General features: G+C 67.7%; 16 protein-coding genes and 2 tRNA genes. 5 read left to right on the forward strand and 13 right to left on the reverse strand.

The annotated features are described in order from the left end of the window. The first annotated feature begins 184 nt into the window (after positions 1-184). Positions 185-1,375 carry an Ig-like domain-containing protein gene (locus tag Q9R39_RS06090; RefSeq protein WP_058250283.1) on the forward strand — a complete coding sequence of 397 codons (1,191 nt, stop codon included), beginning with the start codon at positions 185-187 and terminating at the stop codon, positions 1,373-1,375. A 57-nt stretch (positions 1,376-1,432) separates the two neighbouring features. Here the strand turns inward: Q9R39_RS06090 and Q9R39_RS06095 are convergent, their stop codons facing one another. The 5 genes from Q9R39_RS06095 to orn all read right to left on the reverse strand — a co-directional run bounded on the left by Q9R39_RS06095 (position 1,433) and on the right by orn (position 6,418). Next, positions 1,433-3,484 (reverse strand): neutral/alkaline ceramidase, encoded by a 2,052-nt coding sequence (locus tag Q9R39_RS06095; protein WP_078113576.1) that lies wholly within the window; start codon positions 3,482-3,484, stop codon positions 1,433-1,435. 343 nt (positions 3,485-3,827) lie between these two features. Continuing rightward, entirely contained in the window at positions 3,828-5,135 is a 1,308-nt protein-coding gene (locus Q9R39_RS06100; RefSeq protein WP_311277207.1) for a DUF6596 domain-containing protein, read from the reverse strand. Between the two features lie 3 nt (positions 5,136-5,138). After that, a complete protein-coding gene (locus Q9R39_RS06105) occupies positions 5,139-5,483 on the reverse strand; it encodes a YciI family protein (protein ID WP_010841666.1) in 345 nt (114 codons plus the stop codon). 160 nt (positions 5,484-5,643) lie between these two features. Further along, positions 5,644-5,716 (reverse strand) — tRNA-His (locus Q9R39_RS06110). A 102-nt stretch (positions 5,717-5,818) separates the two neighbouring features. Next, positions 5,819-6,418 carry an oligoribonuclease gene (gene orn, locus Q9R39_RS06115; protein WP_068972491.1) on the reverse strand — a complete coding sequence of 200 codons (600 nt, stop codon included), beginning with the start codon at positions 6,416-6,418 and terminating at the stop codon, positions 5,819-5,821. Positions 6,419-6,480: 62 nt separating this feature from the next. Here orn and Q9R39_RS06120 point away from each other — a divergent pair, with 62 nt between their 5' ends. Continuing rightward, complete coding sequence (locus tag Q9R39_RS06120; protein WP_396275645.1) at positions 6,481-8,037, forward strand: helicase HerA-like domain-containing protein; 1,557 nt, start codon at positions 6,481-6,483, stop codon at positions 8,035-8,037. 19 nt (positions 8,038-8,056) lie between these two features. On the opposite strand, the gene cmrA is transcribed toward Q9R39_RS06120, so the two are convergent. From cmrA to Q9R39_RS06135, 3 genes are all read right to left on the reverse strand, one after another. Further along, on the reverse strand, positions 8,057-8,863 hold the full coding sequence (gene cmrA, locus Q9R39_RS06125; RefSeq protein ID WP_058250019.1) for a mycolate reductase: 807 nt from the start codon (positions 8,861-8,863) through the stop codon (positions 8,057-8,059). Positions 8,864-8,904: 41 nt separating this feature from the next. After that, positions 8,905-10,968 carry an NADPH-dependent 2,4-dienoyl-CoA reductase gene (locus Q9R39_RS06130; protein ID WP_058250285.1) on the reverse strand — a complete coding sequence of 688 codons (2,064 nt, stop codon included), beginning with the start codon at positions 10,966-10,968 and terminating at the stop codon, positions 8,905-8,907. Between the two features lie 73 nt (positions 10,969-11,041). Continuing rightward, positions 11,042-11,590: a PadR family transcriptional regulator gene (locus tag Q9R39_RS06135; protein ID WP_058250020.1), complete on the reverse strand. Its 549-nt coding sequence runs from the start codon at positions 11,588-11,590 to the stop codon at positions 11,042-11,044. 138 nt (positions 11,591-11,728) lie between these two features. Between Q9R39_RS06135 and Q9R39_RS06140 the strand changes: the two genes are divergently transcribed. Further along, entirely contained in the window at positions 11,729-13,048 is a 1,320-nt protein-coding gene (locus tag Q9R39_RS06140; protein ID WP_058250021.1) for a uracil-xanthine permease family protein, read from the forward strand. Between the two features lie 145 nt (positions 13,049-13,193). Here Q9R39_RS06140 and Q9R39_RS06145 read toward each other — a convergent pair whose 3' ends face one another. The 3 genes from Q9R39_RS06145 to Q9R39_RS06155 form a co-directional block, all read right to left on the reverse strand. Then, positions 13,194-14,906 carry an alpha/beta hydrolase gene (locus Q9R39_RS06145; protein ID WP_058250022.1) on the reverse strand — a complete coding sequence of 571 codons (1,713 nt, stop codon included), beginning with the start codon at positions 14,904-14,906 and terminating at the stop codon, positions 13,194-13,196. Then, entirely contained in the window at positions 14,906-15,268 is a 363-nt protein-coding gene (locus Q9R39_RS06150; protein WP_058250023.1) for a hypothetical protein, read from the reverse strand. The genes Q9R39_RS06145 and Q9R39_RS06150 overlap by 1 nt, the downstream gene beginning before the upstream one ends. A gap of 110 nt (positions 15,269-15,378) precedes the next feature. Further along, positions 15,379-15,452: transfer RNA gene (locus tag Q9R39_RS06155), tRNA-Arg, on the reverse strand. 133 nt (positions 15,453-15,585) lie between these two features. Here Q9R39_RS06155 and Q9R39_RS06160 point away from each other — a divergent pair. Next, a complete protein-coding gene (locus Q9R39_RS06160) occupies positions 15,586-17,610 on the forward strand; it encodes a cytochrome c oxidase assembly protein (RefSeq protein WP_078113581.1) in 2,025 nt (674 codons plus the stop codon). Between the two features lie 13 nt (positions 17,611-17,623). Here Q9R39_RS06160 and Q9R39_RS06165 read toward each other — a convergent pair whose 3' ends face one another. Beyond that, positions 17,624-18,208 (reverse strand): chorismate mutase, encoded by a 585-nt coding sequence (locus tag Q9R39_RS06165; RefSeq protein WP_068972493.1) that lies wholly within the window; start codon positions 18,206-18,208, stop codon positions 17,624-17,626. Between the two features lie 159 nt (positions 18,209-18,367). On the opposite strand from Q9R39_RS06165, the gene Q9R39_RS06170 reads away from it, so the two are divergent. Then, positions 18,368-18,796 (forward strand): single-stranded DNA-binding protein, encoded by a 429-nt coding sequence (locus Q9R39_RS06170; protein WP_058250025.1) that lies wholly within the window; start codon positions 18,368-18,370, stop codon positions 18,794-18,796. Positions 18,797-18,828: 32 nt separating this feature from the next. On the opposite strand, the gene Q9R39_RS06175 is transcribed toward Q9R39_RS06170, so the two are convergent. After that, on the reverse strand, positions 18,829-19,242 hold the full coding sequence (locus Q9R39_RS06175) for an ATP-binding protein (RefSeq protein ID WP_058250026.1): 414 nt from the start codon (positions 19,240-19,242) through the stop codon (positions 18,829-18,831). Positions 19,243-19,249: the final 7 nt, after the last annotated feature.

Raw genomic sequence — 19,249 nt, forward strand, 5'->3', positions numbered from 1 at the left:
TGGATGACGGCCGAAGCGTTCGGTCCGATCTCTCGTACACTGGTCCGCGACATCGGGGTTCGGAATGTCCGTTTCGGATTCGGGGTGTGCAGTGTTCTCAAGGTTGCGGGGCAGCGTGACCGACCGGTTCGGGGTCGGGGCGTCGACAGGCGGGAGTGAGATGGGGATCGGTCGTACTCGGCGGATGCCGCTGATCATCAGCGGTGTGATGTTGGCAATCGTCGCGCTGGTGACGTCGTGCACGCAGGAGGCGTCGTACTCCGACAACGTCAGCAGTTCGAGTCTCTTCGACGATCTGCTCAAGCCGGGTCTCGAGATCACCGAGTGGGCCGAACGTCCCCTGAACGACAACGCCGTCGGCGTGCAGCCGGGTGCGCCCATCAAGGTGAAGACCAGTGAGGGCACCATCAGCCGGGTGCTGATCAAGAAGTCCGACGGCACCCCCGTCAAGGGCACCCTCGCCGACAACGACACGGTGTGGGTCAGCAACGAGGCCCTCGGCTACAACCGCACCTACACCCTGGAGACCGACGCGGTGGGCATCGGTGGTGCGGTCACCAAGAAGGTCACCTTCACCACGAGCAGCCCCAACAACCTGACGCAGGCGTATCTGACACCGAGTCCCGGCGAGACCGTCGGTATCGGACAGCCGGTCGCGGTGAAGTTCGACGAGCCGATCGCGGATCGTCGTGCGGCGCAGCGCGCCATCCGGATCACCACCGACCCTCCGGTCGAAGGGGCCTTCTACTGGATCAGCCCGAGCGAGGTCCGGTGGCGGCCGGCGGAGTACTGGAAGCCGGGCACCAAGGTGCGGGTCGCGGTCAACACCTACGGCATCGACCTGGGTGACGGACTCTTCGGCCAGGAGAACGTGCGGACCAACTTCACCGTCGGACGCTCGATGATCGTCACGGCCGACGACAACACCAAGCAGGTCGTCTTCGAACGCGACGGCAAGGTCATCCGGACCATGCCGACGTCGATGGGCAAGGCCGGCGACGAGACCGACAACGGCATCTACCTGGTCTCGGACAAGCACGACCACATCATCATGGACTCGTCGACCTACGGCGTGCCGGTCAATTCGTCGAACGGTTACCGCACCCCGGTCGACTACGCGACCCGGATGTCCTACAGCGGCATCTTCTTCCACTCCGCACCATGGTCGGTGTGGGCGCAGGGCAACACCAATACGAGTCACGGCTGCCTGAACCTGAGTCCGGAGAACGCTCTCTGGGTCATGGAGAACACCCTCCGCGGCGACCCGGTCATCGTGAAGAACACCACGGGCGGAACATTGTCGGGCACCGATGGTCTCGGCGACTGGAACATCCCATGGTCGGTGTGGCGCAAGGGCAACGCCGACAACGCCTGACGCTCAGCACGCCTTCGGACGCCACCGAACCGCAGCGCGGTCGGTGGCGTCCGTGCGTCAGCGGGACCCGACGCGGAACGTGCGACTCGTCCCAGAGACGGGCCTCGTCGACCCGTTCGCATCGCGGCTGTCCCCGAAGTAGCGGATGCGGTACATCCCGGACGCGTCCGTCGGCGACCGCCAGGTGATCGTGATCCGCGACGTGTCGGTGCTGCCGGCCGGGCGCGCCCACCGGAACTCCGTGGACCAGTCGTTGTCGTCGGCGACCGTCGTCCACTCGCTGCCGGTACGCCGCTGCACCTCGAGATAGGTCCGGCCGTGCCGGAAGTCGTTGTTGGGATGCGCGCCGACGAACTGCACGGTCACGATCGAACCGGGGCGGTACGTGGCGTCGGGTTCACGCAGGACGTCGCCGTAGCGTCGGCCCGGTATCGGACGGTCGGCGGGGACCGGGGGCACCAGGTCGGGTTGCAGTCCGGACTTGTCGACCGGCGCCGGACCACGGCCGATCCGGCGTCCGGACGACATGGCCGCGGCGAGCGCGGCGAACTCCTGCAGGTAGGCGGACAGGGTGTACCGCCCGAATTGGGTCTCGCCGCCTTCGTAGTGCTGCAGGTCGTATTCCTCGGGCGTCGTGACGTACTGGGTGTAGGCGTTCGCGAACCCCTGCACGAGGACGTTGTCGACGTCGGTCCGCAGTTCGTCGGCGACCACTCGACGCAGCCGCAGACCCGCGACGACGGTGACCTCGGCGGGTACGGCGACGAGCACGAGTTCGCCGATGCGCATGAGCTGCAGCGGCACCACCGCCGGGATCCAGCCCGAGGGCGGCAGCAGACCTAGCGGGAACGCGATCAGTTTGGGCGCCTGCATGTCTCGCATCCACGGTACGATCGGCGGGACGCGGTCTCCGCCGAGCGCGGTGACGAGGGGATTGGTCATGCCCTCCACGAGGAAGGGGAGCGGTTTCTCGTAGTTGTCCTCGCTGCTGGTCGCGACCGCGCCGGCACCCATCATCGCGGGGGTGGTCGACGCCGGTCGGCCGTCGGGTGTGTAGGTACCGGAGATCCGGACCGCCGACATGTCGACGTACCGCACGATGGAGTCGACGCCGCCCCGGGTCATCGGGCGGGCCGCCTCGAAGCCTCGCCGTCCGGCGACGTACTGACGCTCGCCGATGAGTTCGCAGTTGCGTCTGTTGTCCGATGTCGGTCCGCGCGGATCGAACTGCGCGAGTGCGAGGTTCGGCGTCATGTCGCCGGAGTTGGTCTGTGGGAACGCGGCCACGAACCCGGGCTGGGTGCGCTCCCACAGGTGGCTCGCGTAACCCTTGTTGTCGCCGGCGATGAGGACGTTGCGGTCGGTGAGAGACGTGCCGTGTGTCGGGAACCAGGTGATGGCACCGACATCCCGGCCGCCGGAGGCGTCGTGCCGCCGCAGTCGTAGCACCGTCACCTGAGGGTCGATCGCATCGGGGAAGTGCCGCTTGTCTGCCGACGGGTTCGCGTCGAAGGCGACCCGGGATCGATTCCGGCTGGCGTCGTGCAGTTCCTCGCGGCCGATCGTGACGCTGCCGGGCGCGAGATTCTCGTGCGCGCGAACGATCGCGGCGAACATGCCGTCGATCTCGGCGTCGTAGGAGTTCTTCTTGAACCCGAACGCGGCGAGCGAATACGCGTAGTCCCAGGACGTGCCGCCGCAGGAGGCGTGCGTGTGCTGTGCATTCAGATTCACGTTCGATTCGGTGTACAAGGAGCCGAATCGGTTGCGCAGCTTGACCATCAGGCCCATGTGGTGCGACTGGAACAGGCACGCGAGGTCGGCGGTCAGGAAGACGACGCGCTGCCCGGTGGCGGGATCGACGATGATGTAGGCCCGCGCCCAGCAACGCTGCAGGAGCCCGGCCGCGACCTGCTCTGGATTCGAATACCCCATCATGCCCTGGCCGGCGACCGCGCCCGTGACATCTCCGATGCCGCAGCCGACGAGGTAACTCGTCGACCCCGGGGGCGACGCGCCGGCCGGGGCGGCGGACAGGCCGGACCCGAGCCCGGCCGCGGCGGCGGTCGCGGCGGCACCGGCCATCAACTGTCTGCGCGTGAGGTCCACGTGCCGTCCTTCCGGGCGTCGGACGACACCGGCAGACGTGCGGTGTCATCGCGGCACACACCCTGACGGCGCGGCCGTGTGGTCGAGATCAGTTCAGGACGTCGAACTCAGTCGTTGTCGTCGCCGCCCGGGATCCCGATGATGAACCCGATCCCGATGATGATGCACGAGATCAGGGCAACGGCAGGCATGACCCAGTAGGAAGGCATGTGGTGAACGTTACTGCGAGGCATGCCCATGCGCCCGGCTTCGGGGACTTTCGGGGACGAAGGTCCCCGGTCGGGTGCGACCCCGAAACGACGGGCCAGATGTAGCTCTTCGTTGCGCCAGGAGCAACGACGCACTACATCTGCGTGCCCGACTGGAGTCCGGCCAGTGCGTCGGCCAGATAGTCGTCCTCGGCCTCGTTGCCGGGCAGGTCGAGTGCGCGGCGGTACGCGTCGGCCGCACTGCGGTCGTCGCCCAGTTCGCTCAGCGTGAGGGCACGGGCGATGTGAAAGGGCCGGAACCGGTCGAGTTGTGTGTCCGGCTGCAATCGATCGAGCATCGCGATACCGCGCGCCGGGCCGTACGCGCGTCCGACGGCGACTGCGCGACCGACGCGCACCACGGGTCCGGGATCGTGCACTTCGAGTAGTCGGTACAGGACGGCGATCTGGGTCCAGTCGGTCTCGTCCGCGGTGGCGGCCTCGGCGTGCACGGCCGCGATCGCCGCCTGGATCGTGTACAGACCGGCGTCTGCTTGTGCCGCAGCGTGTTCCGCGAGCGCGACGCCCTCGGCGACGAGCGCCCGGTCCCAGAGCCGGCGATCCTGGTCATCCAGCGGAACCGGTCGGCCGTCGGAGTCGAGTCGAGCCGGCCGGCGGGACTGGGTGAGCAACAGAAGGGCGAGCAGTCCGGTCGTCTCGGCGTTGGGGAGCAGTGCGCGCAGGGTGCGCGCGAGGGCGACGGCCTCGCCGGTGAGATCGTCGCGGATGTGCGCGTCCCCGGTCGAGCGCGCGAACCCCTCGGAGAACAGCAGGTAGATGACTCGCAGGACCCCGCCGAGCCGACGCGGGAGATCGCCCTCGCGCGGCGGCGCGAACGGAACACCCAGCGCGCCGATTCGCTTCTTGGCGCGCACGATTCGCTGCTGGGTCGTCGGTACCGGGATCAGCAGCGCATGCGCGACCTCCGCGGTGGTCAGCCCGGCGACGAACCGGAGGGTGAGCGCGACTCGATCCTCGGCGCGTAGCACGGGATGGGTGCAGGCGAAGAACATGCCGAGGCGTTCGTCCGGCAACCCCGGTGGCGGCGCCTCGGCCGGGTCTCTGAACTCCGCAGGGGTGGAGGCACGTTCGCTCTCGGTGTGCAGGCGGGCCAGTTTCCCGGCGAGGACGGATTCACGCCGCACCACGTCGAGCGCCTTGCGTTTGGCCGTCGTCGTCAGCCATGCCTCCGGTGAATCCGGGACTCCGGTACGCGACCAGGTGATCAGGGCCTGCGCGATCGCGTCCTGCAACGCGTCCTCCGCGAGGTCGAGATCGCCGAACTTCTTCGTGAGCGTGGCGAGTACACGGGAACGGACGTCGCGATCGACGGCCGACACCGCCCGGCGGGCCACGGACCCTGCGGAATCCGTGGCCGCCGAACGGTGTGAATTGTTCGTCATCGCTCAGTACGGTGCGAGCGGCCGGATCTCGACATGGCCGCCGGGCGCCGAACCGGGGCTGCGGCGGGCCCACTCGATCGCCTCGTCGACGTTCGCGACGTCGATGACGTACACCCCGCCGACGAACTCCCGCACCTCGGCGAACGGCCCGGACGACGCGACCACCCGCTCGCCGCTGTCGTCGGTGTGCACCACCGCGCGCTCGTCCTCCAGCGCGAAGGAGTTGACGACGACACCGGCCTTGGTGATCTCCTCGTCGAAGGCGAAGAACTCTTCGGGGCTGGCGCCACCGTCCTCACCACAGGCCGGATCGTTGACATGTCCCATGAGCAGCAATGCGTACTTCATCGTTCCTCCAGTCTCGGCCGACTGATGTGGCCATGATGCCGAACCGGATCGGTCCGACACCATGGTGACGTACGGCGATTCCGGATATCGACAGCAAGCCGGGGAAGAGACCGCAGCACCAAAAAGCCCCGCCTGCGGATCGCAGACGGGGCTTCGTCGGGGTGGATGACGGGACTCGAACCCGCGACAGCCAGGATCACAACCTGGTGCTCTACCAACTGAACTACATCCACCATCGGCGTCGGAAACCTGGGCGTCAGCGCCGGGTCTCAGAGCCATCAACACTCTAGCGGGTCGGTGCCGCAGAACTCCAATCGGTTACCCGACCTGCGTGTTCAGGCGGGGCCGAGGTCCTTGACGATCTCGGCGAGGGCATCGGTGTCCGGGCCGGGGGCGGGCACGAACGCCGCGGCGCGGTAGTAGCGGAGTTCCCGGATCGACTCGCGGATGTCCGCGAGGGCCCGGTGCGCGAGCCCCTTCTCGGGCTGGCCGAAATAGACCTTGGGGTACCAGCGCCGGCACAATTCCTTGATCGAGCTGACGTCGACCATGCGGTAGTGCAGGTAGGCGTCGAGTTCGGGCATGTCCCGCGTGATGAATCCACGGTCGGTACCGATCGAGTTGCCCGCGAGGGGGACCGCGCCGGCGGTGGTCACATGCTTGCGGATGTAGTCGAGCACCAGCTTCTCGGCTTCGGCGAGGGTGACGGTGGACGCCCGCACCTCCTCGGTGAGACCCGAGGCCTCATGCATCTTGGTCACCACGTCGGGCATCGACGCCAGCGCCTCGTCGTCGGCGTGGATCACGACATCGACACCGTCGCCGAGGATGTTGAGGTCGCCGTCGGTCACCAGGGCCGCGATCTCGATGAGTTTGTCCGACTCGAGTCGGAGTCCGGTCATCTCGCAGTCGATCCACACCAGTTTGTCCTGCACCCGACAACCTTAGCCAACCTCGCGCGCGAATCCGTGGGACATCGGCCCCCGAGGTCTATCGTGTGCTTGTGACCGAAGCCTCCAGTCCGGCGCAGCACATCGCCGCCGGATACGCGTTCAGCACCGCCGCACTCGAACTGGGCGCCGTCTCGGTGGCGGGGCAGGTGGATCCCGCGGCGAAGGTCCGAATCCCGCTGTCGATGATGAACCGGCACGGTCTCGTCGCCGGCGCGACCGGGACGGGAAAGACCAAGACGCTGCAGCTCATCGCCGAGCAACTGTCGAGCAACGGCGTTCCTGTCGTCATGGCCGACATCAAGGGCGACCTGTCCGGACTCAGCCGAGCGGGCGTGGGCAACGACAAGATCGCCGAACGCTCCCACCAGACCGGCGACGACTGGCAACCGGCAGCGCACCCGGTCGAGTTCGTCTCGCTGGGTTCGGAGGGAATCGGGGTACCGATCCGTGCGACCATCACCTCGTTCGGGCCGATCCTGCTCAGTAAGGTGTTGGGGCTCAACGCCACCCAGGAGTCGACGCTGGGCCTCATCTTCCACTGGGCGGACAAGAAGGCCTTGCCGCTTCTCGATCTGAAGGATCTGCGGTCGGTCATCGCCTTCCTCACCAGCGACGAGGGCAAGGCCGAGCTGAAGGGGATCGGCGGGGTGTCGCGGCAGACCGCCGGCGTGATCCTGCGGGCGCTGTCGAATCTCGAGGCCGACGGCGGTGACACGTTCTTCGGCGAACCCGAGATCGATCCCGCCGACCTCATCCGGACGACGCCCGACGGACGCGGCATCATCACGTTGTTCGAGCTCGGTACCCAGGCGGCCCGCCCCGCGCTCTTCTCGACCTTCCTCATGTGGATTCTGGCCGATCTGTTCGAGTTCCTGCCGGAGGTGGGCGACCTCGACAAACCGAAGCTGGTCTTCATCTTCGACGAATCGCATCTGCTGTTCGACGACGCGTCGAAAGCCTTTGTGGAGCAGGTCGTCCAGACGGTGAAACTGATCCGGTCGAAGGGCGTCGGCGTGTTCTTCTGCTCCCAGCTGCCGACGGACATCCCGAAAGAAGTGTTGTCCCAGCTGGGTGCCCGGATCCAGCACGCGCTGCGGGCCTTCACCCCCGACGACCAGAAGGCGCTGCGTACGACGGTCAAGACCTACCCCGTGTCGGAGGTCTACGACCTCGAGCAGGTGCTGACCTCTCTCGGTACGGGCGAGGCGGTCGTGACCGTGCTGTCCGAGCGCGGTGCGCCGACCCCGGTCGCGTGGACGGTGGTCCGAGCGCCCCGGTCGGCGATGGAGGCCATCGGCGCCGACGCCGTCACCTCGGCGGCGAAAGCCGGGCCGTTGTACGCGAAGTACGGCACGCCCATCGACCGCGAGTCGGCGTACGAGATCCTGGCCGCCAACACCCTCGCACCGGGGGAGCCCGCCGACGCACCGGCACCCGTGCCGCCGACGCCGGCCCCGGAGCCGATGCCGGAGGAGCCGGGGCTGCTGACCGAGGTGCTCACGAGCAAGCCGATGCAGAGTTTCCTGCGATCGGCGGCCAGCGCGGCCGGACGTGAGTTCAGTCGCGCGATCTTCGGCACGGGGCGTCGCCGCCGGCGCTGAACGGCGGTCTAGACGACTCCTACTCTGCGCTGAACTTGCGGTAGAAGCCGCCGACGATCGGGGCCACCACCCCGCGCGGTGTGTACCCGCCGGCCACCGACATCGCCTTGGACAGGGTGCCGGGCACGACGCGCATCTTGTTGTGTGCCAACGCGTCCAGACTCATCTCGGCGACCTTGGCCGAGGAGTGCCACAGGAAGTCCGGGACGACCTTGTCGACGATGGACGCCTCGTCCGGGGTGGGAGTGTGCGTGCGCACCGGGCCGGGCGCGAGCAGGGTGACGTGCACGCCCTGCCCGGACACCTCGCCGCGCAGGGACTCGCTGAAGCTGTTCACGAAGGCTTTCGATGCCGCGTACGTCGCGTTGTTGGGAATCGGCATGTTTCCGGCGGCTGACCCGACCATCAGGATGCCGCCCGAGCCGCGCCTGACCATCTGCGGGAGCACCGCCAGGGTGAGGTCGTGGACGGCGTTGACGTTGAGGCGGACCTGCGCGCGTTCGTAGTCGGCATCGAGGTCGGCGACCGGTCCGAAGGTCGCGATGCCCGCGTTGTTGCAGAGGATCGAGATGTCGCGGCCGGCGAACTCGGCGGCGAGCACTTCCACCTTCGTCGGGTCCGACAGGTCGACCGCGCGGACCTCGACCGAGACCTCGTGTGCCGTGCGGAGTTCGCCGGCGAGTTCCTCGAGAAGGTCGCCCCGGCGGGCGACGAGGATGACCGAATGACCCCGGGCGGCCAGCGCGCGTGCGAGTTCCCGTCCGATTCCGGACGAGGCCCCGGTGACGACGGCACGGGCGGTGGCGGAGGGCGGCGGTACCGGCATGTCGCAATGGTAGCCGCCGCCTCTCGCGCCGAGACCGAGCGTCAGTCGATGCCGGCGGCGACCTCGGTGCCCTGCCGGATCGCGCGCTTGGCGTCGAGCTCGCCGGCGTAATCGGCCCCGCCGATCACATGCGTCGTGACCCCGGCCAGCGTCAACGGATCGACCAGATCGCGTACCGACTCCTGGCCCGCGCAGATCACCACGTTGTCGACCTCGAGCACGCGGGTGTCGGTGACGTTGCCCTCGTCGTCGCGGAAGCTCAGATGCAGCCCCTGGTCGTCGATCTTGTCGTAGGTGGCGCCGCTGATCTGCTCGACGCCCTTCATCTTCATCGTCGCGCGATGGACCCATCCGGTGGTCTTGCCGAGGGACTTGCCCTGCTTACCGACCTTGCGCTGGACCAGGTAGACTTGACGCACCGGCGGAAGCGGCCGCGGCTTGGTGACGAAGCCGGGCTTCTCCGGATCCTCCGTCACGCCCCATTCCTGTTCCCACTCTTTGAGATTCACCGTCGGCGACTCGTCGGTGGTGAGGAACTCGCTGACGTCGAAACCGATGCCGCCGGCACCGATCACGGCCACACGCTTGCCGATCTCCCGATGTCCGAGCACGGCGTCGGCGTACGACATCGCCATCGGGTGATCGACGCCGGGGAAGCTCGGGATGCGCGGCACGACGCCGGTCGCGACGATCACGTCGTCGAACTTCTCGGCGATGATCTGCTCGGCGTCGGCGCGGGTGTTCAGCCGGACCTCGATACCGAGCACCTCGATCTGACGGGTGAAGTAGCGGATCGTCTCGCTGAACTCCTCCTTGCCTGGAATGCGTGCGGCGATGGAGAACTGGCCGCCGATGGAGTCGCCGCCCTCGAACAGGGTGACCTTGTGGCCTCGCTTGGCGCCGGCGACGGCTGCCGACAGGCCGGCCGGGCCCGCGCCGATCACGGCGAGGCGCTTGGCCTTTCGTGTCGGACCCAGGATGAGCGTGGTCTCGCGTCCCGCGATCGGGTTCACCAGGCACGACACGTGTTTGCCGACGAAGGCGTGGTCGAGGCAGGCCTGGTTGCAGCCGATGCAGGTGTTGATCTCGTCGGAGCGACCCTCGCGGGCCTTGTTCGCCAGGTGGGGATCGGCGAGGAACGGCCGGGCCATCTGGATGGCGTCGACGCGTCCGTTCGCGAGGATCTCCTCGCCGAGTTCCGGGGTGTTGATGCGGTTGGCCGCGATCAGCGGGATCGAGACCTCGTCGCGGAGCCGTTCGGTGAACTTCACGAACGCGCCGCGCGGCACCGAGGTGACGATGGTGGGAACCTGGGCCTCGTGCCAGCCGATATCGGTGTTGATGGCGTCGACGCCGTACTGCTCGGCCTTGCGAGCCATCAGCGCGACCTCGTCCCAGGTCTGTCCCTTGCGGATCAGGTCGGCGATCGACTGACGCAGGATCACCGGGTAGTCGCGGGGGACCTGACGGCGGATCTCCTTGATGACCTCGACCAGGAAACGCTGGCGGTTCTCGGTGTTGCCGCCCCATTTGTCGGTGCGGTCGTTGGTGTGGGGGCAGAGGAACTGGTTGATGAGGTAGCCCTCGCCGCCCATGATCTCGATGGCGTCGTAGCCGGCCTTGCGTGCCAGCTTGGCGGACTGCCCGAACGACCTGATGACGTGGCGGATGATCGGCTCGGTCATCTTCAGATGCTTGAAGGGGTGGATCGGCGACGGATCGGTGCCGGGAGCGACCTTGAACGGCGTGTATCCGTAGCGGCCGGCGTGGATCAGCTGCATCGCGATCTTGCCGCCCTCGTCGTGCACGGCCTTGGTCACGCGCTTGTGGCGGGTCATGTCGACGACGTTGGTCATCTTGCCGCCGGCGAAGGCGAGCAAACCCGTCCGGCTGGTGCCGAAGCCGCCGGTGATGATCAGTCCCGCACCGCCTTTGGCGCGTTCGGCGAAGTACGCGGCCAGCTTGTCGGTGTCCCAGAACCGGTCCTCGAGACCGGTGTGCATCGAACCCATGACCAGTCGGTTCTCGATGGTCATGCCGCCGATCTGCAGGGGCGTGAACAGGTGCGGATAGTGCTGGTTCGGTTGTGCCGTCGGGGCTGACATGGCGCGACCTTTCATCTCGGTGAACCTGGGTGGACGGATTGGCGGTATCGAAGGTGTTGCGGGACTGGCTAACTCAGCTCTCGGTCAATTCCCGTTCGAGTCCGTGGATGACCTCGTCGCACCATTCGATGTATCCCTGCTCCTGGCGGATGCCGCCGCGGAGGACGAGGTACTGGTGCAGCTTGCGGCCGGTGAGCGTGTCGGGATCGGGGTAGTAGTCGGCCTGGAAGCCGGTGTAGAGCTTCAGTTGCGCGAGGTGCTCGTCGCGGTGGGCCTTGAGTTCGCCGATGATGGCGGCGAGGTCGCCGAACTCCGCGGCCCGCAGCTTCACGCCGATGTCGCTGCGGAGCGGTTGCAGTGGGGTCGGACTCATCGCCCAGTCGGCCAGGGCGTCGCGCCCGGCATCGGAGATCGTGTAGACCTTCTTGTCCGGACGGCCGTCCTGACTGATCGACTCGACGCTGACCAGTTCGTCGTCGAGGAGCTTCTTCAGCGTCCGGTAGATCTGCTGGTGCGTGGCTGACCAGAAGTAGCCGATGCTGCGGTCGAATTGTTGACCGATCTCATAGCCCGTTCCCGGTCGCTCGGCCAGCGACACCAGAATCGCGTGTTCGAGCGCCATGAGAGCAAGCTACCACTGCAACAACGCACTATGCAACAAGGTGTATATGAGTCGAGTTGCATATCGGGCGGCGGCGACGCCGACCGAGGAGGACCCGAAGTGAGGCGTCGTCAGCATCCGTGCCGCACACTGTTCGGCATGGGTGAACCGGAGACGAGGTCTCGGAATCTGCTGTCCTGGAAGCTGACCGACAACGCGGTCGTGGCACCGGAGGAACGGCTGACCTGGCCGCGGACGGTCAGCATCGGCCTGCAGCACGTGGTCGCCATGTTCGGCGCGACCTTCCTCGTCCCCGTGCTGACCGGATTCCCACCGTCGACGACGCTGTTCTTCTCCGGCGTCGGCACGATCCTGTTCCTGCTGATCACCCGCAACCGCCTGCCCAGTTACCTGGGTTCGAGTTTCGCCATCATCGCGCCGGTGACGGCCGCCGTCGCCTCCGACGGGGCGTCGTCGGCGCTCGGGGGACTCGTGGCGGTCGGCGCTCTGCTCGTCGTCATCGGGCTCATCAGCCATTTCGCGGGTGTTCGGTGGATCGAGACCCTGATGCCACCCGTCGTGACCGGCGCGATCGTCGCGTTGATCGGGCTCAATCTGGCGCCGGCGGCCAAGAACAACTTCGTCGCCGATCCCGTCCTGGCGACGATCGTGCTGGTGCTGCTGGTGGCATCCGCGGTGCTGTTCCGCGGGCTGCTCGGTCGCCTGGCGATCTTCTTGAGCGTCGTGGCCGGCTATGTCCTCGCGCTGATCCTCGACCGGATCGACAGCGACAACGACTACATCGACACCTCCGCCATCGGCGACGCCGCCTGGATCGGACTGCCCGACTTCCAGACGCCAACGTTCGACCTGGGTGTCCTGCCGTTGTTCCTCCCCGTGGTGCTGGTGCTCGTCGTCGAGAACATCGGCCACGTGAAGTCGGTCGCGATGATGACCGGGAAGGACTACGACGCGACCATGGGTCGGGCGCTGGCCGCGGACGGAGTGGCCACCATGCTGGCCGGCAGCGGCGGCGGGTCGGCCACGACGACCTACGCCGAGAACATCGGCGTGATGTCGGCGACCAAGGTGTACTCGACAGCAGCCTATTGGGTGGCCGGCGGCGCGGCGATCCTGCTCGGACTGTCGCCCAAGGTCGGCGCCGTGATCGCCGCGATCCCGCCTGGCGTGCTCGGCGGTGTCACGACCGCGCTCTACGGTCTGGTCGGTGTCATCGGCGTCCAGATCTGGGTGGCGAACAAGGTCGATTTCTCCAAACCGATCAATCAGTTCACCGCGGCGATCCCGCTCATCATCGGCATCGCCGACTACACCTGGCAGGTCGGCGACCTCGTGTTCGCCGGCATCTCGCTGGGCTCGGTCGCGGCACTGGTCATCTATCACTCCATGCGCCTCATCGGCGTGTGGCGGGGGACGGTGGATGTCGGCCGGACGGGCACTCACCACGGCGACGCATAGGTGTCCGACCGACGACCCCCAACTCGACTGATCGACTTCGATCGAGGTCCAGGAGTCGAGTTGAGGTTCGCAGGTGGACGGTCGCGAGGGGACCGGGATTGAACAGACGACTACTCGAAAGCCTGGCGTGTGTTCGAGTCGCGGCTCACCACGGCAGCCGTAGCGGGATGTCGGGAATCGGCCCCGGCAGGTCGATGTCCCCGTCGGCGCGATCGTTGAACAGATAGAGCCACCACAGGGGAGCGGGTGCGCCGACCGGTGGCGGGAGTTCGGCGACGTCGGGCTTGCGAGGGACGTAGAGGTCGGGTTCGGCGCCGACGATGACCTTCACCATGTTCTGGAAGGCCGTGGATTCCGGGTCGTTCCAATAGGCACCGTGGGTGACCAGACCACCGTCGACCCTGCGTCGATCTGCGTCGAATGTGCGCTCGTCGAGGTCGACTGTGCCGGTGTCGAGCCTGATCACGCCGGGCGCGGTGTCGGGGTCATGGCCATGGGGGTTTCCGGGAAAGGACTGGACGTAGTGGATCGGGTCGCCCGGGAAGGTCAGCGAGTATCGATCCACGCCGTCGGGATGCGGGGTGTCGTAGATGCCGGTGCCCGCCGACGACGCGTAGATGACGCGGTCGGGGGACAAACCGAGTTGTTCGGCCGAGCCCACGACCGACCCGCCGTAGCTGTGGCCGATGTAGGTGGTGGTCGCGCCGGGTGCGAGATGCGCGATCTCGGCGTCGAGTTCACGACCGAACAGCTCCAGGCGGTGCGCCATGGCCGCGGCAAAGCTCGGACTCGCCGCCGAGCGGAGGTCGGGCGGGAGGTCGCCGTCGAGGTAGAGGAACACCGGGCCGCCGGTGCGTGCCGCGAGTTCGGCTGCGGCCGTGCGGTTGTGGCCGACCACGGTGTCGAGGTTCGTGCCGGTCCCGGGCACGTAGGTCGCCGTGTTCGGGGTACCGGGCCGCAACGATCCGATCATCTCGACCAGGCGTCCGCGCGGGGTGTTGACGAAGGTGATGAAGGTCCGCTCGACGAGTCCGTCGTCGCCGCGGGGTGTCTCGTCGGCGATCGGGTCGGGGCTGGGCTCGAGGAGTCCGCGCAGGGTCCGAGCTCTTCGGCCGTGCCCGCGACCGGCCGCCATCTCGTCGAGAAGCGCGTTGCGGATGTTGATCTCGTTGGCCTGGGCGCGGATCGCGAACGGGACGCCCGGTAGGTTCCCGACGACGTGTGGGTTCGCCTGCATCAGGCGTCGGACGTCGTCGGCATCCATCTGTTGGATGATGTCGCGGACCTGGGTCGGCGTGAGCGTCTCCAGCATGCGGACGGCCTGATCCGCGTCCATCTCGGCGCCCCCGGGCAGTGTGACGTCGGGTTGACCCGCCGTCATCGACGCGAGGTCGGCCGCGAAGGTCTCGAGTCGTGCACCGTAGCGCTCGTCGAGGGCGTCGACGGTGTCGAGAGCCTCGGCGATGGATTCCGCGAGAAGGGCGGCCTGACCGTCGAATTCGTGCTGTGGATGTGTCACCTCGCCGTCGTCGAAGACGGTGAAGCCCAGCCCCTCGGCGCCCCGGACGACACCAAGTGCGAAGTCGCGGGCGTAGCCGAGGTCGGCGGCGGCATCGGTGGCCTCGTCGGCGATCATCTGCACCACGTTGCGGACCTCGCCGGCATGATCGTGTTCCGCCCAGATGGCTTGGTGCGCAGCATCGTGCGTGCCGCCCGACCACCCCGAGGCGTCGTCGAAGGCACGCACCGCCCGACCGATGCCGGTGTCGATGCGCTCGGCGAGCGTCGAGGCAGCGGACCCGGCGGCGGCGATCGACTGCGGATCCCACGCGCGCAACTGCGAGAGGGTGGGTCGCATCAGCGGTTCCGAAGCGAGCGGAACCGGGTGCCCGACCGCGCGTCGGCGTCTGCCGTCGTCGCGTCGAACGCTCGCAGCATCTGGCTCATCGTCATCAGGCGTTCACCGATGGAGTCCACCGCCAGCCGTGCGGGTCCGATCGTGGCGGCGAGGGCACGCACGACGCGACTCGAGGGTCCGAGCGCCGCTCCGACGGCCTCGACATCCGCGGCGTGGATCGCGATCGCGGCGGCCCGCCAGGTGCGCGCGATGCCCTCGACCTCGGCGGGATCGACACCGAACAGCGATGCTTCTGAACCCTTCTGGTCTCGTCGACCAGATGAGAGGGGCGGAAAACCGGACAGAGAGCGGGGGAGCGTCATGATCCTCCAGGGAGTCGCGACCCACCGAGGTGTGGGGCAGGACTATGACGCACGGCGTGCCCCGAACGGTTCCCGATCCACTTCGAGCGGTCGGCGACAGGCACATGACGTGCCCCCGGCAGGACTCGAACCTGCGACCTAGGGATTAGAAGGCCCTTGCTCTATCCACCTGAGCTACGGAGGCTGACCGGCGAGCGTGACGTGGCGCACGAGCGGCCGGGCAGAGAGAGTCTACGACACCGTCGTCGCTATGCCGTGCGCCACGGCGGGCCACGTCGAATTGGGATCACGTCAGTGACCGGTCCTACAGTTGGAGGATGACCCGCACGTCGACGCCCGCCTCCGCGGAGCAGCATCGCGACGCGATGAACGAACCGCGCGGCGTCGTCACCGCGATCCTGTGGGCATCGGGTTGGCTCGCCGCGATCGTCGCCGTCGCCGTCACCGCGATCTCCGCGGCGTCGGCGCTCCGGTTGACCGGTGTGCCCGATCCGGGGCCGCTGACCACCTACGGCGCACCTGCTCTGACCGCGATCGGCGAGTTCGCCGCGGCGATCGCGCTCGGGTCGGCCGTGTTCGCCGCGTTCTTCGTGCCGCCCCAGGCGAGCGGCGTCCTCGACGTCGGGGGTTACCGCGCCATCCGGATCGCGGCGGCGAGCGCGCTGACGTGGTCGGTCTCCGCTCTGCTGTTGATGCCGTTCTCGGCGTCGGAGGTCAGTGGGGCGCCGCTGGCGGAGGCGATCCGCCCGGCGAACCTGCTGACCGCCTACGGCCAGGTCGCGGAGGTGCGCACCTGGTTCTGGACCGCGGTGTTCGCACTGGTCGCGGCCATCATCGCCCGGATGACCCTGCACTGGGGTCCGACCATCGCGGTCATCGCGTTCTCCGTGTTCAGCCTGATGCCGTCCGCGCTCGCGGGCCACTCCTCGTCGGGTGGCAACCACGACGTCGCCACCAACAGCCTGATTCTGCACATCATCGGCGCGACCCTGTGGCTCGGCGGTCTCGCCGCGGTCGTGGTCTACGCCCTCGCCGACGGACGATGGCGTGCCCTGGCGGTGCGCCGGTTCTCGCGCGTCGCGTTCTGGTGCATCCTCGTCGTGGGGGCCAGCGGTGTCGTCAACGCCCTGGTGCGGGTGCCGCTCGGCGACCTGTTCACCGACACCTACGGCCGTCTGGTCGTGGCCAAGGTGGTGGCCCTGGTCGTGCTCGGCGGACTCGGCGCGTGGCATCGTCGTGTCACCATCGCCCAACTGGACGCCGACGACAAGCCGTCGCTGTTCGTCCGCTTCGGACTGGTCGAACTCGCCGTGTTCGCCGCGACCTTCGGCCTGGCCGTCGGCCTGAGCCGTACGCCGCCTCCACTCGTGGACACCACCCAGATCTCGGCGACCGAGAACGCGATCGGTTACGACCTCGACGGGCCGCCGACGTTCGTCCGCCTTCTCACCGAGTGGCGCTTCGACCTGATCTTCGGGCTCGCGGCGATCGTGCTCGCCGTCGTGTATCTCCGGGGAGTCATCCGCCTGAGGCGCCGGGGTGATGCCTGGCCGGTCGGTCGCACCGTCGCGTGGCTCCTCGGGTGTCTGCTGCTGTTGCTGGCGACGTCATCGGGATTGGGCCGCTACGCCCCGGCGATGTTCAGCATCCACATGATCGCGCACATGCTGCTGTCGATGATGGTGCCGGTCCTGCTGGTGCTCGGTGGCCCGGTCACGCTCGCCCTGCGGGCACTGCCGCCGGCCGGTCGGGGCAATCCGCCGGGCCCGCGCGAGTGGATTCAGCTGGGCGTGCACTCGGCGCCGTCCCGGATCCTGACGCATCCGCTGATCGCCGCGGTCATGTTCGTCGGCAGCTTCTACGTTCTCTATCTCGGCGGTCTGTACGAGTCCGTGGTCCAGTACCACGCGGCGCACCTGTTGATGAATCTGCACTTCCTGATCAGCGGCTACCTCTTCTACTGGCTGGTGATCGGCATCGACCCGGCCCCGCGTCAGGTGTCACCCGTGGCAAAGCTGGGCCTCGTGATGGCCTCGATTCCGTTCCACGCGTTCTTCGGCATCGCCCTCATGATGACGACCGCGGTCATCGCCGAGACCTACTACCGCGGGCTCAATCTCCCGTGGAACTACGGACTCTTCGACGACCAACGTGTCGGGGGCGGAATAGCCTGGGCCGCAGGCGAGATCCCCCTGGTGGTGGTCCTGCTCGCGCTGTTCGTGCAGTGGCAGCGCAGCGATACGAAGCTGGCGCGACGCTTCGACCGCAACGCGGACCGCGACCACGACGCGGACCTCGGCAGCTACAACGAGATGTTGAAGGAACTCAACAAGCGCGGTTGAGCGGCAACAGGTCTCAGCCGGACCCCGTCGACACCGTGCAGACCGACGACCCGGCCTGGATCAAGGCGCCGGTGTGCAGGGGATCGAAGCCGAAATCGGCAGCGGTGCGGCCGGTCGCAGTGATCAGCTCTGGGGGACACCGGAAGCTCGTCACGAGTTCGCCTGCGGCGGCAAGCTGGTCGACGATGGCCACGGTGAACTCGTTGATCGCGGTCCGGACCGGACCGAGATCGGACGTCGCAGGTGGAGCAGTCTGCCCAGGCAGCCGCCACTGCGCAAACAGTCCGCGTTGGACGGTCTTGCTAGCCTCGATCTGATCGCGGAACACACCGCGTACGTAGGCGGGGTCGAGACCGCGGTCGGTGGCCAGCTGCGACACGGTGTCGAGGACCACCTGTTCGCGCGCTGGGTCGTCGATGGCCGCGCCGGACGCCCATTTCGTCGCGGCGACGGTGTCGGCCAGTGCGAGCCGGCCCGCGATCGCCTCGGTCAGACCGGTCAATGTCGGCGAAGCGACCGGCGCAGCGCCTGCGAGGGGCGGGGCAACCAGCATTGTTGCCGCTGCGATGAGACCTACCAGGAGCCTTCGGATGCGCACCCTGCGAAGTGTATGGGCGGCGAGCGTCAGGTGGATCGCGATCTGTGGGTAACCCGTCGAGTTCTCCACAGTCGTGCGGCCTCGACGGTTGACGGCCCCGCTGCGGGTGATGCTGGTGCGGCCACACCTTCCCGTGGCCGACAACCGTAGGAGACGACCATGTTTGAGACGTACACGACCGTCATCGGAACCGTAGTGTCCGATCCCCGTCGGCGGCAGACGACCACCGGGGAGGACGTGATCTCCTTCCGCGTGGCGTGCACCTCGCGGCGGATCGACAAGAACACCGGCGAGTGGTCGGACGGACCCACGTTGTACCTGACGGTCAGCTGCTGGCGGCGCCTGCTGACCGGGGTCGGCCTGGCGATCGCCAAGGGTCGACCGGTGATCGCGCACGGTCAGATCAAGACCAACGAGTACCCGTCGGCGGACGGCTCACGTCGCTCCGATCTCGAGATGACGGCCGTGGCCGTCGGACTCGACCTGAGTCGCTGCGTCGTCACTTATCGGGGCACGCCCGCCCAGGGGCGCGCGGCCGACGCGCCGGTCGTCGCAACCGCGCCCGAGACCCGCGAGTCGGCGGCGTGAACGCACGATCGTGGGGTTGAGCCGATTACGACTCAGTCCGAACGGTTCCGGACCAGTCGCCAGTGGTTCTTGCCGTCGGCACGACGATAGGCGAGTTCGTCGAGGACGTTGATCGCGATGGCCAGGCCGCGGCCACGCTCGGCGAAGTCGTCGGGCAGGCTCACGGCGTCGAGATCGACGCGGGCGGGACTGCCGTCGTCGGAGTAGCGGGCTTCGATCCGGTCCGGTGCGACCTCCAGCTCGAGGCACAGGGTGACGGTTGCTCCGTCCCCGGCGTGTTCGATGATGTTGGCGCCGATCTCGGCCACGGCGAGCTCGAACTGCATCGCGTCCATGTCGTCGATGGGGCACTCCGCGAGGAGATCGGCGAGGAGTGCGTGGATGTGGTCCATGGTCTCGAGCGAGGTGATCTCCTCGAGGGTGCGGGTCGCGGTGTTCTCGGTCATCGCCGGG

Source organism: Gordonia sp. AC31 (assembly GCF_031844505.1).
Classification (GTDB): Bacteria; Actinomycetota; Actinomycetes; order Mycobacteriales; family Mycobacteriaceae; genus Gordonia; species Gordonia hongkongensis.